Origin of the sequence: Prevotella sp. MGM2, assembly GCF_002933955.1 — a bacterium.
In the GTDB taxonomy this organism is placed as follows: Bacteria; Bacteroidota; Bacteroidia; order Bacteroidales; family Bacteroidaceae; genus Alloprevotella.
Genome location: NZ_BEWW01000225.1, coordinates 1 through 17,592, shown reverse-complemented (window position 1 = coordinate 17,592; position 17,592 = coordinate 1). Strand labels below are relative to the sequence as shown.

Annotated in this window: 14 protein-coding genes; 3 read left to right on the top strand and 11 right to left on the bottom strand. The window is 41.3% G+C overall.

Translation table 11 applies throughout. The annotated features are described in order from the left end of the window. Nucleotides 1–34: 34 nt before the first annotated feature. Both C5S62_RS05475 and C5S62_RS05470 read left to right on the top strand, forming a co-directional pair. Nucleotides 35–1,129, top strand: coding sequence for a glycosyltransferase family 4 protein (locus tag C5S62_RS05475; protein WP_104404401.1), 1,095 nt, complete (start codon nucleotides 35–37; stop codon nucleotides 1,127–1,129). 50 nt (nucleotides 1,130–1,179) lie between these two features. After that, nucleotides 1,180–2,010, top strand: a complete 831-nt coding sequence (locus C5S62_RS05470) for a glycosyltransferase family 2 protein (RefSeq protein ID WP_104404400.1) — start codon at nucleotides 1,180–1,182, stop codon at nucleotides 2,008–2,010. A gap of 821 nt (nucleotides 2,011–2,831) precedes the next feature. On the opposite strand, the gene C5S62_RS05460 is transcribed toward C5S62_RS05470, so the two are convergent. From C5S62_RS05460 to C5S62_RS05410, 11 genes are all read right to left on the bottom strand, one after another. After that, entirely contained in the window at nucleotides 2,832–3,227 is a 396-nt protein-coding gene (locus C5S62_RS05460) for a hypothetical protein (protein ID WP_223301151.1), read from the bottom strand. A 10-nt stretch (nucleotides 3,228–3,237) separates the two neighbouring features. Next, nucleotides 3,238–4,293 (bottom strand): HNH endonuclease signature motif containing protein, encoded by a 1,056-nt coding sequence (locus C5S62_RS05455; protein ID WP_104404397.1) that lies wholly within the window; start codon nucleotides 4,291–4,293, stop codon nucleotides 3,238–3,240. Next, nucleotides 4,290–4,916, bottom strand: a complete 627-nt coding sequence (locus C5S62_RS05450; RefSeq protein ID WP_104404396.1) for a hypothetical protein — start codon at nucleotides 4,914–4,916, stop codon at nucleotides 4,290–4,292. Before C5S62_RS05450 ends, C5S62_RS05455 begins: the two co-directional genes overlap by 4 nt. Nucleotides 4,917–5,002: 86 nt before the next feature. Further along, nucleotides 5,003–5,662 carry a hypothetical protein gene (locus tag C5S62_RS05445; RefSeq protein ID WP_104404395.1) on the bottom strand — a complete coding sequence of 220 codons (660 nt, stop codon included), beginning with the start codon at nucleotides 5,660–5,662 and terminating at the stop codon, nucleotides 5,003–5,005. A 35-nt stretch (nucleotides 5,663–5,697) separates the two neighbouring features. Further along, the gene (locus C5S62_RS05440; protein ID WP_172485914.1) at nucleotides 5,698–6,981 is read right to left on the bottom strand and encodes a hypothetical protein; all 1,284 of its coding nucleotides are present in this window, start codon (nucleotides 6,979–6,981) and stop codon (nucleotides 5,698–5,700) included. Between the two features lie 187 nt (nucleotides 6,982–7,168). Then, nucleotides 7,169–8,869: a glutamine--tRNA ligase/YqeY domain fusion protein gene (locus C5S62_RS05435; RefSeq protein WP_104404393.1), complete on the bottom strand. Its 1,701-nt coding sequence runs from the start codon at nucleotides 8,867–8,869 to the stop codon at nucleotides 7,169–7,171. A 15-nt stretch (nucleotides 8,870–8,884) separates the two neighbouring features. Further along, nucleotides 8,885–11,065, bottom strand: coding sequence for a DNA helicase RecQ (recQ, locus tag C5S62_RS05430; RefSeq protein ID WP_104404392.1), 2,181 nt, complete (start codon nucleotides 11,063–11,065; stop codon nucleotides 8,885–8,887). 265 nt (nucleotides 11,066–11,330) lie between these two features. Continuing rightward, nucleotides 11,331–12,563, bottom strand: a complete 1,233-nt coding sequence (clpX, locus tag C5S62_RS05425; protein WP_104404391.1) for an ATP-dependent Clp protease ATP-binding subunit ClpX — start codon at nucleotides 12,561–12,563, stop codon at nucleotides 11,331–11,333. 45 nt (nucleotides 12,564–12,608) lie between these two features. Then, a complete protein-coding gene (gene clpP, locus C5S62_RS05420; protein WP_104404390.1) occupies nucleotides 12,609–13,274 on the bottom strand; it encodes an ATP-dependent Clp endopeptidase proteolytic subunit ClpP in 666 nt (221 codons plus the stop codon). 250 nt (nucleotides 13,275–13,524) lie between these two features. Further along, nucleotides 13,525–14,877 carry a trigger factor gene (tig, locus tag C5S62_RS05415; RefSeq protein WP_104404389.1) on the bottom strand — a complete coding sequence of 451 codons (1,353 nt, stop codon included), beginning with the start codon at nucleotides 14,875–14,877 and terminating at the stop codon, nucleotides 13,525–13,527. Nucleotides 14,878–15,179: 302 nt separating this feature from the next. Beyond that, nucleotides 15,180–16,622: a fibronectin type III domain-containing protein gene (locus C5S62_RS05410; RefSeq protein WP_104404388.1), complete on the bottom strand. Its 1,443-nt coding sequence runs from the start codon at nucleotides 16,620–16,622 to the stop codon at nucleotides 15,180–15,182. A gap of 674 nt (nucleotides 16,623–17,296) precedes the next feature. Here C5S62_RS05410 and C5S62_RS05405 point away from each other — a divergent pair. Continuing rightward, a complete protein-coding gene (locus tag C5S62_RS05405; protein ID WP_133159513.1) occupies nucleotides 17,297–17,512 on the top strand; it encodes a hypothetical protein in 216 nt (71 codons plus the stop codon). The last annotated feature ends 80 nt before the right edge of the window (nucleotides 17,513–17,592 follow it).

Genomic DNA, 17,592 nt, shown 5'->3' with positions numbered 1-17,592 from the left:
TTCTTGGTAAAATAAAGGAAAAGGTTTATTTACTATGATTAACGAAATAGTATATCCTATCATAGCGTTTATTGTCAGCGTCTTTATCACAATCATCTGCATGCCGCGACTATTACGTTTCTGCAAACACAGAGGGCTCTATGACATGCCCAACGACCGTAAACTGCACCAAAACAAAATCCCTCGTTTAGGTGGTGTTCTTTTTGTTCCAGCTACGCTCATCGGCGTTATGAGCGTCATCATCTTACTTATGCTGACAAACAGTCACTTGCCAGTATTCGATGCTTCAGGTTTTTTGATTGTATCCGGTATCTTTCTCATTTACCTTATTGGGATTCTTGATGACTTATTCGGACTTCCTGCAAGTCTTAAATTCGGCATACAATTCATAGCGGCTTTATTTTTACCTCTTTGTGGTTTGTACATCAACAACTTATACGGATTTTGCGGTATATATGAGCTTCCTGTTATTGTGAGTTATCCTTTCACTATTTTTATTGTACTTCTGGTAGTAAACGCCATTAATCTCATTGACGGTATTGACGGTTTAGCTTCCGGCGTGTGCTTACTGGCTTTAGGAGTATTCATTTTTCTATTCGGACAAATGCATCTTACTGATTATGTCGTATTCGCTTCTGCTTTAATGGGTAGTGTCATCGTTTTCTTTTACTATAACATGGCCGGAAATGCAGAACGTTTCACCAAAACATTCATGGGAGATGCCGGTAGCCTGATGCTAGGATACGCTCTGGCCTATCTGGCCATAAAATATGCGATGAATGATACTCGCGCACTTCCATACAGAGCCGATGCCATCCTTATGGCCTACACTTTGCTCATCATTCCTTGTTTTGATCTCATAAGAGTAGCTTTGGGGCGACTTCTACGCGGCACGTCCATTTTTCATGCCGACAAGAGCCACATTCATCACTGTTTTCTTGCAGCAGGTTTCACAATGAGACAAACACTTGTTATAATACTCTTTCTTCAAACTGCTTATATTATTATAAACATGTTACTTTGTAAATTGTCAGTCAATCAAGGTATCATTGTAGGATTAGACATAATCATTTTCCTTCTATTGTTCCGCCTACTATCTTTAAAGGAGAATGCACACGTCTCTATATAGAATACTTCCATATACCATCTTTTAAAGTTAAAAACATAGACCTTCCACAGATGAATACCTCCTATAAAGTTTCATTCTCCATAGTCCTGTATCAACAAGATACAGAAGAAATCCAACATGTGCTCCACTCCTTGTTACTTTATGAAGGAGAAAAAACCATCTATGTCATAGATAATTCGCCTAACGACACTTTCTCTTTTGTCACAGATATCAATGATTGCATTACTTACCGCCACATGTCTGAAAACGTCGGTTTTGGTGCAGCCCATAACAAAGCCTTTCGAATGGCCAGAGAATACGGCAGTAAATACCATTTCGTTGTCAATCCCGACATTTCTTATGACAAAGATGTTGTTAGTCCAATGCTGGCTTTTTTAGAGGAGCATGAAGATATCGGGCAAATGATGCCCCGCATACTCTATCCTGACGGAAAGAAACAATACTTGCCCAAACTGTTACCATCCCCCTACATGTTATTCTGGCGTAAGATGAAACATCCGCTCCGAATACATGAAAATTATATGAATCGCTTCGAAATGCGTTCCATGCTCGATAACCGTCCTTACGATGTAGCCTGTGTCACCGGCTGCTTCTCTGCTATACGCACAGAACTGCTGGAAAGGACAGGCGGTTATGACGAACGGTTTTTCATGTATTTTGAAGACACTGACCTCACTCGCCGTCTACACGCCATTTGCCGTACAGTTTACTATCCGTTAGTCCATGTCAAACATACTTACGGACACGGTGCCAGCAAACACTGCCGTTTATTTTTCATTTTCATTTCATCATGCCTCAAATATTTTTTCAAATGGGGATGGTTTTTCGACAGTCAAAGAAGACAAATCAACCAGCATGTATTGAAACAAATAGAAGCATAACACATGATCATTCATCCATGATCAGCTGAATTAAAAAAACAATGAATGAAAAATGAAATGCACCATAAAAAAGGGTGCATTTCATTTTAACACAATTTGCTTTCTTACAGAAAATATCGTATTTTTGCAATAGCCAAGCGGAACCTTCCATCGTAAAGTCCCGCTTTTTCTGTATATTCAAGGCTTTTCCCAACAGATTTTCCCCGTATTTATGCCATCAATTCCCCGTATTACAATTTAAAATCCAAGTATTCGAATTGAAATTCCAATACAGACTTTTTACTTGGCAATAACGGGAACCTATATTTTAACAATTAGGAATGTATCAAAACGTTAAAAATGTTAATCTAAAATCATCCTTCAGAACCTTGTCTGACCAAGTTTCTCCACTTTGGCACGGTATATGCATTTGCCCTCTCGCCCAACGCACAACATCCTTATTTCTCCAATGACCGGAAACATCCTCAGAATCCATGGCCATATAATCCAAGAGAGGCTGTTCTTTTAATCGGAACTGCCCGGCCAAAGCATACTTCTTGCAATATGGCAATGCCATGACTTCATTGACCAACAAAAATATAAATCTGTTGATTTAATCTACTCCCAATATCCGAGTTATAAATCAATACAAATCTCTCAAACTTCCTTCAAAAACTTTGGAATTTATGATGCAAAAATACAAAATGTAATCAAAAAATTCTTTCAGTCAGCTAAACTTTGACTGTATTTAACTGTTTCGAATTCCCTATTATTTGTTTCTCACTATTTGCTGGATGGATTTTGTTATCCAATAATTAACTGTTGTTTTATAATTGGATATATCATTCAATTGGCACGATGATTCTTTTATCAGGTTCTTGAGACCATTGCACTTGGTATGTTTTTCCATTAATTTGGTCAAGCATGATGAAATTATAATTATTGGTTGTTGGATATAAAATAAAGCGTCCATTGACTTCTTCGTCTTTCCATACAACTGAATATAAAGATAGTGCTGTTTCAAAACGTTTGTCATCTTCAAACGACCATTGCACTTGCCAAATACGACCATTCCTTGTATCAAGTTTCAGAAATGTCCACATATTAGCTGTCGGATATAGTTTATATCTTGCAACTTCATCAACACTTCTAACAACTGTTGCAGAGTCTGTAACAGTTTGTGCGTATAATGTGTAAAACATCATCAAGAAAGCACTTATGATAAATAGTCTTTTCATATCATGTCTATTAACAATAATCATCTATTCCGTCTTCACCTTCCCATTTAAGTCCCTGAGCCAAAGTAAGAGCCTTTTGCGCACCTTGTTCCTCAAAGAACGTTGTTCCTTCATGCACGTATTTCCCGTCCTCAAATGTTATAGTAATCATTGAGAACTTCTTTATTTCATCATCTGCATGTGTGATTATCACAAGGCGATTATCATTACATGATGCAAAATCATCTATAAAATGTGTGGCATATTGATTTTTAGTTATGACAGCACCTTTTTTCAAATTGTTCAGATAAGTGGTCAGTGGCCTATCTCCAACTTCAGAAGGACAGAGTGGGAATTCTGTTGGTGTACGCCAATATCTTTGCATGGCATTAGGTGTTAATGATTCGGTCAGGCTATCTGTGTGCGAATCAATACTAATCATATTGCCAATTTGTTCCAAAGTTACATTTATATTATGTTGTTCTCTCTCAAAAGGAGATTTCTTCTCTTCCCTTCCATAAGGAGTATAAATCCATTCTCCAATAGCTCCGCCTAAAGATTTCTCATTATTTTTTGTTTCTGCCCAGGCGCACAATCTTTCGTAAGAGGCTTTTGCTTCTTCCGGTGTTACGGTTCTCATCCATTCATAATTTGGATTGTCATCGACAAACTTCTGTATTATTGAAGGGTCATTCACAAAAGCCTCAATGCTCCCACAAAGATCTTCTATTTTCTTTCTTGTTATCGGATTGTTCAACGCATTTTCTAACTTTGTCAGCCATCTGAGGTTTTGAGGTCTGTTGTTCCTGCGGTTGGTATCAATGTGATCAACGATGTGCTGAGGTGTGGGAGGTTCGCCAAGAAAAGCGAAAGCCACAATTCGATGTACCCGTTCTGTCCCAATTCCCATATATCCAGTATTCTCATTTGGCTTTCCGAAAGTCCACGTATTATCATCTTTCCTTATACGCTTTCCTTCTCGTGCATGGCGTAATACAGCTCCGTTATCACGAACGGAATAATGTTCTCCTTTATAAGAACATTCTTTTATTTCCGTATAATCATTCAGAATAGAATGTATATTCATTGTTTATTTCCTCCCAATCTTGTATAAGTTTCAAATGCAAAAGCTAAAAATTTGTACCATTCATCGGCTGTTTTATAATCCAATTTTACATTTACACATACTGACCTATAAACAACATTAGTGCATACTTCTACCATACAGCCATCATCGCTAAAGGCAGGAGCTATCGGAAGTGCAGCGCAATTACCTATACGCTCTTTTAGGGTTTCACCTATAGTGAAAGTAATAAAATAGTCAGACAATCCAAAATCAGGTGTAGGGCAATCCTCATATCCAGGTTCATCGAATTTACTGAAAACTATAGCTGAAGACTTTCCTAATTTGCGCAGTATATCTGGTACGACATTTAAGAACTGCGATACAGCTTTTTGCTTCATTACCTCTTCTTCAGATTCTTTGCTGTCGTTTATCAGTTCCACATCCTCGGCAAGTTCCTTAAAGAAATTGCGGTTCAGTACTTTTGAAATTTGCTTCAACTGAGCAATATCCATTTTGCTACGTTTAAAAATGTCATAAACATTATTTCTTTGGCAGCAAATCATCTTAGCAAATTCAGTAATCGGAATTTGTTGTTTGCGAACTTCATTTTCTATGAGTTCTCCTATAGTTCTTTTGTTTGTCATATTAACAGTTTTGATTTTACAATGCAAAGTTATATGACATCCGACAAAACATCGTAAAACGTGTGTATCATCTTATTGTACAACTTTTATTCTTCCAATACTTCGTCATCATCGAAATTTTCGCCCTCAATCTGAACATCTTCGCCAAGCATCTGCTTATAAACAATTTGCACGGTCTTATATTCGTCATCATCCATGTCGTATGATGCTACAATCTTGTTCATGTCCTTGTCAAACAGATACTTCATTTCCCCGAAAACGATTTGCCCAGCATTGTTGTTGGCACGAAAACGATGTCGAGCTTTAAAACCTATAAACAACTGTTCTTTATCCAGCATGGTTTTCAGTTCGTCTGCAAGTTTCTTTGCTTTTTTCTCCGCATTTTTTTTATTCTGTGCGTTCTCGTCATATTCATCTTTTGCTTCTTGATATTCATTCTTGCTATAAGCAGATTGGTATGGTCCGCTCCAAATAGACATTGAAGATTTTGCACTCTTCATCTTTCTGTCATATTCATCAATAGACATCCCTATTTTGCATAATTGTATTGTTTTTTCATAAAATACAGGATCATCAAAAGGAGTAAATGCGCTATCAACCTGAGTTTCCGCCGGGTCGTACGTTTCAGGATGATACAATGTTTTCTTTATATCCTCTTCTATCAATGTGTTCGCCTTATCTTCCAGCGATTTGCTGCATGATGCAAACAATGTAACGAGCAAAGCTCCTAATAATATTTTTCTCATATTCTTTGTTTTTTAGTTACAAATATGAGCAGAAATCAAATATGAGCATCTTTAGGCTCTACCTTTCCTGCGGCTATATCAAGGTATCTCTGATACGAAGAGCTGATTTTATCCGCATGCTTAAAAATATGTCCCCAAAGAGATTCAGCAACAGAATAGCATTCATAGTGATGAAGCAAAAGCGTAAGTTGCTCAAGGCGGTTACCCACCACTTCACCATAGCGGACAGGAAATTTAAGCAAGGTGACACCATATCCAAAATCTCCTCGTTCAAAAAGAATTTGAGCCGCATCATAGAAAGCATTCCATGCACTCCCTGTCAATACAAAAAGAGAAAGAAGTTGGTGATTAGCCGAACTATACTGACCCAAATGTATCAGACACAAGGCTAAACGATGAACAATGCGTTCACGTTCGCGATGTCCACGCGGACAAAAGTACCCGGCCCTACGATACAATTCAGCCGCAGCGTCATAACGACCGGCTTCATAGCATTTACCGGCATAGACCATACAAGCCGTGAAATCCTGCTGCAAATAAGCTTGAGTGACTCCCTCATTCGAGAAAACGTCTACAGCATCAGCATCAAATTTGGCATAATTCTTTAATTTCTGGGCCTCACCATCAGTGTCCGTTATCGCTAAAGCATATTCGCAAGAGTCATCACATTCATCGTAACGTCCCATACGATATTGGCATGTAGCCAAACGAATCCAAAGCGTTTCATCAAAGGGGCATTTGTCTATCATGTCATTAAGCATCGCTTTGACACGAGGATAATGGCACACAGCAGCATAACATTCAACCATCAGAGCCTGTACCTGAGCATAATCAACGTAATCATTCGAAATTTTAGAAAGAAGGAAAAGAGCATAAAGCGCATAACCGTAATCAAAAAACAATTCCGAACAATCATAAAGGAAATCATAGTCCGTTACTTCAAGGCTTGACGGCAAAGCAGAATAAGCCAGTCTGGCCGCCACATGAGGCTGAGCACAACGTACTTGTTGCTCAACTTTGAAAAGTAAGCTATCATAACCGCTAAACCCGGAAAGCGCCAAACAGTTTGATGCTTCAGACCAATTGCCTTCATCGGCATACCAATGTGCTTGCGTCAATCTGACTTCAGGATTTTCCGGATCTGTTTTTTCGGCAAAATGGCGGCACAATTCCGCTTCAAAAACCATACCAAATCCTGAATAATAATCCATGAGGTCCAAATAGTCTGAAACAGACAGCGATGGGGGGAGTATTTCATTAAAAGCCTGCTCAAAAGTTTCGGCCAAGACTTTTATGTCTTTCTTGTTATTATCGTCCATTATCATAAATAAAATAGGTTACAACACTTCCAGCAAATTATAATGATTTAAGCCCAAATATCCCATAAGAGAAAACTTTCCATAACTTTTCTCCACACTGATTTAGTAAAACGAGGCACAAGTAAGCAGGCTGTCAACCCACGTCTTGCACCTCGCATTCATAAAATCTTTTTCCGTTGCTGTCTGTTTATTGCTTTGCCCAACTGTCCTTCAACCCAACAGTTCGGTTAAACACCAAATGTTGAGATGTTGACTGCTTGTCATAAGTAAAATAACCTATGCGCTGGAACTGCAAATAACGGTTACTTTCCTGCTCCGCCACATACTTCTCAACATAACAAGGATAAAGCGTTTTGAGAGAATCAGGGTTAAGAAGTTCCCGGAAATCGCGATCATCAGCCGAAGGGTTTTCCACACTGAACAGGCGATCATAGAGACGCACTTCCGCTTTCAGACAATGTGCGGCACTCACCCAATGAAGTGTACCTTTAACCTTACGGTTGGCGCCTTCCAAGCCACTCTTACTTGTCGGATCATATTCACAGTAAATTTCCTCAACAGTTCCATCAGGCCCTTTCTTACAACCTGTGCACTTCACAATATAAGCATTTTTCAAACGCACCTCTTTGCCCGGTACCATGCGAAAGAACTTTTTGGGAGCTTCTTCCATAAAATCCTCACGTTCTATCCATAGCTCACGGCTAAAGGTTATCCTATGCATACCGTCTTCTGCATTTTCCGGATTGTTTACAGCCTCCATCTCTTCCGTCTGCCCTTCCGGATAGTTTGTTACGATAAGCTTAACCGGATTAAGCACCGCAGAAACACGCAATGAACGAGCATTAAGATCTTCACGAGCGGCAGCTTCCAACATGGCATAATCATTAAGGGCATCGAACTTGGTATAACCAATCATATCAATGAACTTCCGGACAGCCTCAGGCGAATAGCCACGACGACGCAAGCCACAGATAGTCGGCATACGAGGATCGTCCCAACCCTCTACCAACTTCTCTTGAACTAAAGCCAATAATTTGCGTTTGCTCATTACGGTATAAGTCAAATTAAGCCGATTGAACTCATACTGACGGGGACGATTATCTTGCAGATCTGTGCCTTCTTTCAGCTCATCTACAAAAAAATCATAAAGCGGACGATGAGGAACAAACTCCAAGGTACAAATAGAATGAGTCACTCCTTCAAAATAATCACTCTGACCATGAGCAAAATCATACATCGGATAAGCTTTCCATTTCGTACCAGTGCGATGATGCTCTTTATTTATTATACGATAAATAACCGGATCACGGAAATGCATGTTCGGATTAGCCATATCAATTTTAGCCCGCAACACCATTGCACCTTCCGGTAATTCTCCACTATTCATTTTCTCAAAAAGCGCCAAGTTCTCCTCTATCGGACGGTTACGGAAAGGACTGGCGACTCCAGGCTGAGTAGGAGTACCCTTTTGCTGTGCTATTTGCTCGCTGGTCTGTTCATCAATATAAGCTTTACCTTCCTTTATCAAACGCACGGCAAAATCCCACAGTTGCTGAAAATAATCAGAAGCATGATAGATATTGCCCCACTCAAAGCCTAACCAATGAATATCCTCCTTAATGGCGTCAACGTATTCGGTATCTTCTTTTTGAGGATTAGTATCATCAAAACGCAAGTTACAAATACCACCAAACTTTTGGGCTATACCAAAATCCATGCAAACCGCTTTAGCATGTCCTATATGAAGATAACCGTTGGGCTCAGGCGGAAAACGTGTTTGTAAACGACCTCCGTTTTTACCGGCTTTAAGATCATTGTCTACAATCTGCTCAATAAAGTTCAGACTCTTTTTTTCTTTTGCTACTTCGAGTTCGTTATTCTCTATCATAATTTTATGCTATAATCAATTGGCCATTTCCGAAATGAACTTGATACGCACCAACCGGATTTCCTCCTCGGTGTAGTCGCTTCCCATTTCTTCCAGAGCATCATCAAGGTCATCGGTTTCAGACTCCTTGAAATATAAATAAATATCACTGACGTGATCCTCATCCATTATGTCTTCAATGAAATAATCTATGTTTATTTTAGTGCCGGAATAAACGATAGCCTCAATTTCATCAAGCAATTCGTCAAATTCGATCCCTTTGGCCACAGCAATATCATCAAGCGCCACCTTACGGTCTATACTATGAATAATGCTTACCTTTATTTTAGACTTGTTGGCCACAGTACGGATACGCAAATCTTCCGGCCGTTCTATTTCATTCTCCTCACAGTGTTGCTTAATGAGTTGACAGAATTTAGCTCCATAGCGTTTTGCTTTGCCAGCTCCTACTCCGGGAATGTTTTGAAGTTCATCTATATTCTGAGGATAAATAGTAGCCATGGCTTCCAAGGAGGCATCCTGGAAAATAACATAAGGAGGAACATCCAAATCCTTACTCATGCGCTTCCGTAAATCGCTGAGCATTTGATAGAGTGCTGGATCCACAGCACAAGCTGCTCCACTTTGCATGAGAACAGCCTCTTCCTCTTCATCAAAGTCGCGGTCTTCGACTATTTGAAATGACGTCGGTTTCTTCAGAAATTTGTGGCCTGCCGGAGTAACTTTCAGCACCCCATAATTATCCACATCCTTTTCTATATAACCTGCAATTTGTGCCTGCCGGATAACAGCAAACCAAATTTTGTCATTAACATCGTCCCCACAACCAAATTCTTCTATATCATTATGTTTATGGGCACACACTTCATCTGTAGCACGTCCTACAAGGACGTCTTTTATATAATCATCTCGAAAATTTTCCTTGGTTGCAAGGATAACTTCGATTACGTTACACAAATAGTTCTTTGCTTCCACTTGTTTTTTAGGATTTAAGCAATTGTCACAATTTCCACAGGCATCCTGAGGGTAAGTTTCCCCGAAATAATGAAGCAGCGATTTACGACGACATACCGAAGATTCAGCATAAGCAGCTGTCTCTTTCAACAGTTGCCGGCCTATATCTTGTTCAGCAACAGGCTTTCCCTCCATAAACTTTTCCAGTTTTTGGAGATCTTTATAGGAATAAAAGGCAATACAATTACCCTCTCCCCCATCACGACCAGCCCGGCCTGTCTCTTGGTAATAACCTTCAAGACTCTTAGGTATATCATAATGGATAACAAATCTGACATCTGGTTTATCAATGCCCATACCGAAAGCTATGGTAGCCACAATGACATCGATTTTTTCCATCAGAAAATCATCCTGCGTTTTCGAACGGGTTGCAGAATCCATTCCAGCATGGTAAGCTTCAGCCTTTATATCATTTGTACGTAAGACTTCAGCTAACTCTTCTACCTTTTTTCTGCTCAAACAATATATAATGCCACTCTTTCCCGGATGCTGTTTGATGTACTTAATTATATCTTTATCTATTTCTTGTGTTTTAGGACGTATCTCATAATAAAGGTTCGGACGGTTAAAGGAACTCTTATACTCCATGGCGTCAAGAATACCAAGATTTTTCTTGATATCCGTGCGCACCTTATCCGTAGCCGTAGCTGTCAATGCTATAACCGGAGCGTTCCCAATTTCATTGATTATCGGACGTATATTGCGATATTCCGGCCGGAAATCATGCCCCCATTCAGAGATACAATGAGCTTCATCTATGGCATAAAAAGAGATTTTTATAGAACGCAGAAATTCCACATTCTCTTCTTTCGTCAGCGATTCCGGAGCCACATAAAGTAATTTGGTACGACCGGAAATGATATCAGCCTTAACCGTATCAATCGCCGACTTAGCCAAAGAGGAGTTGATAAAATGAGCTATTCCATCATCCTCACTGGTATGTCGAATGGCGTCAACTTGATTCTTCATCAAAGCGATAAGTGGCGAAATAACAATTGCCGTACCATCCATAATAAGAGAAGGCAACTGATAGCACAGCGATTTTCCTCCTCCTGTAGGCATTAGCACAAAAACATTATGGCCCTCCAGGAGACTCTCGATAATGGCCTCCTGATTCATCTTGAAGCTATCGAAACCGAAGTAACGCTTCAGTGGCTCATGTAATTTTAGTTTCTCGTTCATAAGACGTCAGGTTAGTGAACTACCCCTTGCGGGATACAACACCAGCTCCCAACCGGTGATTATATATCAACGAATATGTTGTATTCCGGTTATCGGAAACTGATATTACCAAACAAAGTTATAAACAAGTTTCGATATTACATAAAAATCAGCCAAAAAAAAATCAATTATTTTTTACTACTGCCGAAATAACCACAGACTAACCGTCATCAAATTAGCTTCATGTCTAATATATTAACCCATATTATAATTACCAGTCCTTTTATCACAATATTGCGTTCGCTTTGTCAAACTGCTGCCTGGCATACTCTTCCGTGACAACGAAAATTTTATCTTCTGCCGAAGGCAATTCATACATTGCATCCATCATAATACTTTCCACAATAGACCGCAAGCCACGGGCTCCCAATTTATATTCTACGGCCTTATCAACAATATAATCGAGTGCCGAGTCCTCAAACGTCAGTTCGATACCATCCATATCGAAGAGTTTCGCATACTGCTTTACAATTGCATTCTTGGGCTGGGTCAATATCTGACGCAAAGCGTTTCGATCAAGCGGCTGTAAATAAGTGAGAACCGGAAGACGACCGATAATTTCCGGTATAAGACCAAAAGACTTAAGGTCTTGCGGTTGAATATACTGCATAAGATTAGCGGCATCTATTTTTTTTGCATTCTGCACAGAATTGTAACCGACAGTGTGCGTATTTAAGCGCTGGGCTATTTTCTTTTCAATGCCATCAAAAGCACCACCGCAAATAAATAGAATATTACGCGTATCTACATGAATATAATCTTGATCAGGATGCTTACGTCCTCCTTTGGGAGGGACATTAACCACTGATCCTTCCAGAAGTTTAAGCAAACCTTGCTGAACACCTTCACCGCTCACATCACGTGTGATGGAAGGATTATCTTGCTTGCGGGCAATCTTATCAATTTCGTCAACAAAAACAATACCTCTCTGAGCACGTTCCACATCAAACTCCGCCACTTGAAGTAAACGTGACAAGATACTTTCCACGTCTTCACCCACATAACCGGCTTCTGTGAAAACCGTAGCATCCACAATGGTGAAAGGTACTTGAAGCAAGCGGGCTATAGTGCGGGCTAAAAGCGTCTTTCCGGTTCCAGTAGAACCAACCATTATGATATTCGATTTTTCGATTTCAACATCACTTTCATCCATCTTCTCTTTTTGAGCCAAACGTTTGTAGTGATTGTATACAGAAACCGACAGATATTGTTTGGCAGCATCCTGCCCTATAATATATTGATCAAGATAAGCCTTTATTTCCTTTGGTTTAGGAACCTGCTGAAGATCTATTCTGTTTTCAGCATGACGATGAACCGCTAAAGACTTATCGGCTTCTTTCACAATGTCGTAAACCTGCCTCGCACAGTCATCACAAATATTAGCCTCCACACCGGTGATAAGAAAACCAACCTGGTTCTCATCGCGGCCACAATAAGAGCATGTTCTTTTTTTCTTCATTGGTCAAGCTGTTTAATGCTTATGTTTTCAAACCGCAACCGCCTTTCAAGGTTTTCTCTTCAATACTCTATCAATCATGCCATATTCCAAAGCTTCCTCGGCCGTCATCCAATAATCACGGTCTGAATCGGACCACACTTTCTCAAAATCCGTATGAGAATGTTCGGCTATGATGGTATAAAGTTCTTTCTTCAACTTTTGAATTTCACGAGCAGTGATTTCAATGTCTGAAGCTTGTCCCTGTGCCCCACCCATCGGCTGATGTATCATCACCCGACTATGTACCAATGAGGAACGTTTGCCTTCCGTTCCAGCAACGAGTAAAACAGCGGCCATAGAAGCAGCCATTCCGGTACAGATAGTAGCCACATCGCTTTGTATAAACTGCATGGTATCATAGATACCTAACCCCGCATAAACTGAGCCACCAGGTGAGTTGATATATATAGAGATATCCTTACCGGGATCACACGAATCCAAATAAAGCAACTGGGCTTGCAACGTGTTGGCAGTATAATCATCGATCTGCGTACCAAGAAAAATGATACGGTCCATCATCAGGCGTGAAAACACATCCATTTGAGTCACATTGAGCTGACGTTCCTCTAATATGTAAGGATTCAGATATTGATTCTGACTCTTAATAACATCATCAAGCACCATAGAGTTAAGCCCAAGATGACGGGTGGCATATTTTTTAAAGTCTGTCATACTTTTCTTTCTTAATTTATTTTATTCTATATATGGCCTGAAGATTATCCGTCAGTTCAAGGAACAAGGACTGAACCTGAAAAAAGAACTTACAACCTTACTTAGGGCCAAAACCATCTCTTGACAATTGACGAGTTATCAGGTCTGCGGGCACAACACGAGCAGCCATTCCACTTTGGCCACTTGCTCATTACACGCCAACTTAATAACTCGTCAACAAGAGGATAAAACTCACCTCTCCGCAAGCGGATCAGTTGAACATCTTACCAAAATCTTCTACAGAGATGCTCTTATGATTGAGCGTTACCACTGTCTTAAGAACAGCAGTAAGTTTAGTATCAATGCTACGCTCCACAAGAGCGTTCACCTGCTCTTTCTTCTTGAGCATTTCAGAGGCATATTGCTCCAAATACTCATCAGGAATATTATTCATGCCATACTGGGCAAACTGGAAGCGTGTAGCCTGAATGGCAGCAGCCTTAACGTCCTTATCTTCGATCTTGATGTCATTTGCAGCGACAAGCTGTTCTTTAATCAGGTGCCACTTAAGTTCTTCTATGCTCTTTACATAGTTTTCCTCTACGAAATTATCATCCTTGTCCGGATTGTTGGCTTTCATGATTTTCTTCAGCAATTCATCGGGGAACTCCAGCTGACCAACCTTATTTTCCATATAAGCACGCACGTCAAGAAGGAATTTGTAGTCACTGTCAGCCGTACGCTGCATGGCAATACCTTCTTTTACCTTATTACGGAATTCCTCTTCATTTTTAACCGCATCCTTGCCAAATACCTGATCAAAGAAATCCTGATTGAGTTCGGCTGGAACGAAACGGCTGATTTCCTCTACCTGGAAAGAGAAATTACCGGCATATTCACCTACTTTTTCTTTTTCCACCTTCAGGAGAGCTGCCACTTCCGTCTCGCTGCCTTCATAAGCCTTGGAGGGACAGAAAGTGATAACATCATTTTTCTTAGCGCCTTCAAAAATTTTCTTCTGATCGTCATTTTTAAAGTAAGTCGGCATCAGTGAAACCTTTTCCACCTGCAAGCCACCATCTTTAGGCTGACCATCGGCATCAAGCTCAGCTATCAGACCACGCAGGATGTCACGTTCTTCATAGCTTTCTGCCTCTTCCGGATGTCCGGCCTGCTGGGCAAGCTGCTTCACCTGGGCGTCCACCTGTTCGTCACTGACCTCAATGTCATAGTAATCAACAGTGTCATCCTTTGCCAGCTCCGCCTTAAATTCAGGGGCAAGGGCTATATCAAAAACAAATTCGAAATCCTCCTGCTTTTCAATATCCTGCGGCTGCTGTTTTTCACTGCTAAGCGGCTCACCGAGCATATTGACCTTGTTTTCCTTTATATAATTGAACAAACTGTCGTTGAGCAATTTGTTTACAGCGTCTGCCTTTGCCTGCGGACCATACATTTTCTGCACGAGTCCCACGGGCACCTTGCCGGGACGGAAACCGGGCATCTGAGCCTTCCGGCTCATTTCCTTGATAGCTTTTTTTACGTTGTCTGCATAGTCTGCCTTTTCCATCTTGACGGTCAAGACAGCACTAACGTTTCCATTCTTTTCTAACGAAATATTCATAATTATTCTAGTATTGTTATTTTAAATCAAAACAGAACTTTTGGCGTGCAAAGATAACACAACACAGGCGAAAGACAAAATTATTCTTAAAGAAACTTACATACAGCATCTTTTAGGCACAAATTGCAACATCTAAGAATCGAACAGGCCCGTTATCTGCCTGATATCTTCCATTTTCGAGGAAAGGCTTATCGTCTTGCCTTTAATAGAACCAGCCAATGACACATACAATAACGGCCGGTCGTATTCCTAATCTACAACCGGCCGTCAGCACAAAAATCAGTGTCACAAACGCACCTGATTTACTTGACGAGCATCTTGCGCGCGGTGCCGTCGGAATAACGCACGATGTTCACGCCGCGGTGAGGAGTGGCAGACTTGCGGCCGCTCAGGTCATAATAGCCTATGACGGTGGGGGCATCCGGCGTAGCAGTTTCAACAACGCCGACACCCGTGGGGGCATCCAGCGTCGTAAAGGTCAGTTCCTCGCCGTAGGTGGTTCCTGTGGCGGTCTTCACGAACGCGCGGCAGCAATAGGTCGTGGCGGGCAACAAGTCACGCAGCTCAGCCCTCATCACCTGCCCCGTGGCCAGAACCGTCTGCACATTACCGGCGACAGCGGCGTCATTCACGCTCATAGCTTTGGCGGCACCGGAGTTCAAAGGCCAGTATTCGAAGCCTTGCTTCTCTATGGCATCGGTGCCGGCCAGGATGTAGCCTTTCATCCACGCGCTGCTGTGAGTCACTTCGGCAGCGGCATAAGTGTGTACAGTCGGCTCAAAGTAGCTGAAGTCGCTTGGGTCGAACGTCACCCAGCCACCATAGTAATAATCTTCCTCGGCCGACTTGTAGAAAGCTCTCACATTATAATAGGAAGTAGACTGCAGGTTACGGATGTACCCCTCCAGTTGTCCGCCGTAGATGGCGGCATAACCTTCGCCTGGTGCAAGCGATGCCGGTGCATCATATTTTTTCCATTGGAAACCCACGCTGGTCTCGTCCTCGCCGATGTTGGTCGTGGCGGCCACGATGGCACAACTGTTCGACACGCTGCGCGGCTGCAAGGTGATCAGTTCAAGAGCCGGTGTGACAAATGTCTGACTGGCACTCTCATTGCTTCCCTCCTTCGTTCTGACATAACAAGTCACGGTATATTCCGTTTCCGGCTTTAGTCCCGTTAATATCAGCGTATTGCCGCCGTCATAACCGGTAAAGCCGGCCTCCGACACATGGGCGTCTCCTGCGGTATGGCTTCCTCTGAGCGTAACACTTGTCGGTCCCAAATCCTGTTGAACTATGGCAGGTTGCAAGGATTTGGTCGTAAACGAAAAGCCGTCTTTCGTAACTCGTTTCGAACCATAATCGGCAAACAGCGTAGCATAATATTTCCTACCGGGAACAAGATCGGTAAGCACAACTTTATCATCCTTACATTCATAAGTTTTACCATCAAAGATAATTCCTTTTTTCGTTGGCGAACAACTCTCATCTTCACTTGCCGTTATCTTCAATGTCGCTGTGGTCTGTGTTGTGCTATTGCTTGCATCTATTACAAGTTCCTTGGTTCTCACAGTTTCCGTCTGACTTCTTTCTTCTCCTTCCGCGGTTTCATAGGTCACAACTATTTCATACGAAGTGTCAGGCTCAAGACCGGTTACAGTGTACAAGCCGTTCTCATCGGGAGTGATTTCTGTACCACCAAATTTCACGCTCCTAAGAGTTGCTGTTATATTATGCGTATTCATTCAGAACAATCCGAAATGACATATTACACAAATTGGCTTCATTTACAGAAATGAAATAAGGAGCCTCTATATTCCTTAAGCTGTGTTTCCAACTCCTACGAATAGCTTCAAATTCTGTATTATAGGCAATAATGACAGAAAGAGAATTAAGTCCTTTAAAGGTATAAGCATCAAGTTTTAATTGTTTACCTAAAATATAAAGCGGAAACAATTTACAATCATCAAACGCATAACTCCCAATGCTCGTCAAAGAATATTCTTCATTATAATAAGTTATAGATGCTGGAATGATTTGTTTGCTTGAATATGAAAAAGGCGTGTACCATTCTTCCGCTTGCCTTTCTCCAGATTACCGCCAAGTGACCTTATCTCCAACAAGCAAAGAACAGTTCACGCCTTCCGGGCGTGAACCTTCAGTCTGCTTGTCCTCGGAGATGAACATTGGCGGTATTCAGAGAAAGAGAACAAGAGCTAAAAGCTCAATATCAATATTGATATATTTTTATCTGTCCGATTTCAAGTTTTGAGGGATGGAACGCACTTTTTCGGTTTATAGTACTTTTTAATAATATTAATCTGCGGGAGTGTACGGCCTTATGACCGGTACGACATTTCCCAATTTGCGTTTTTCTCTCTGTCTGTTTCTTAAAGTAAGCGTTTTAAAGGGTGGAACAATGTTAGCTGCGGAGACTGGGCCGGCGGAACAACAGTTCACACCGAAAGCCGCGACATCCGCCTGCAAATATACGGATTTTATCGGAAACGGGGCGCATAACTCCCTGTTTTTATGCAGCAACAAGGGTTTGAACGCCATGAGACGGAAAGACTCCGACAACAGCGCCGCCCCACCCTCACCCGAAGAGGCAGACCCGACAGCCGGACAGAGTTAGCGGCATGCCCTCACAACCCGGTTTCAACGCCATTTCCCATTTTAACATTTCTTGCTTTCCGGCAAAAAATGTTGTATATT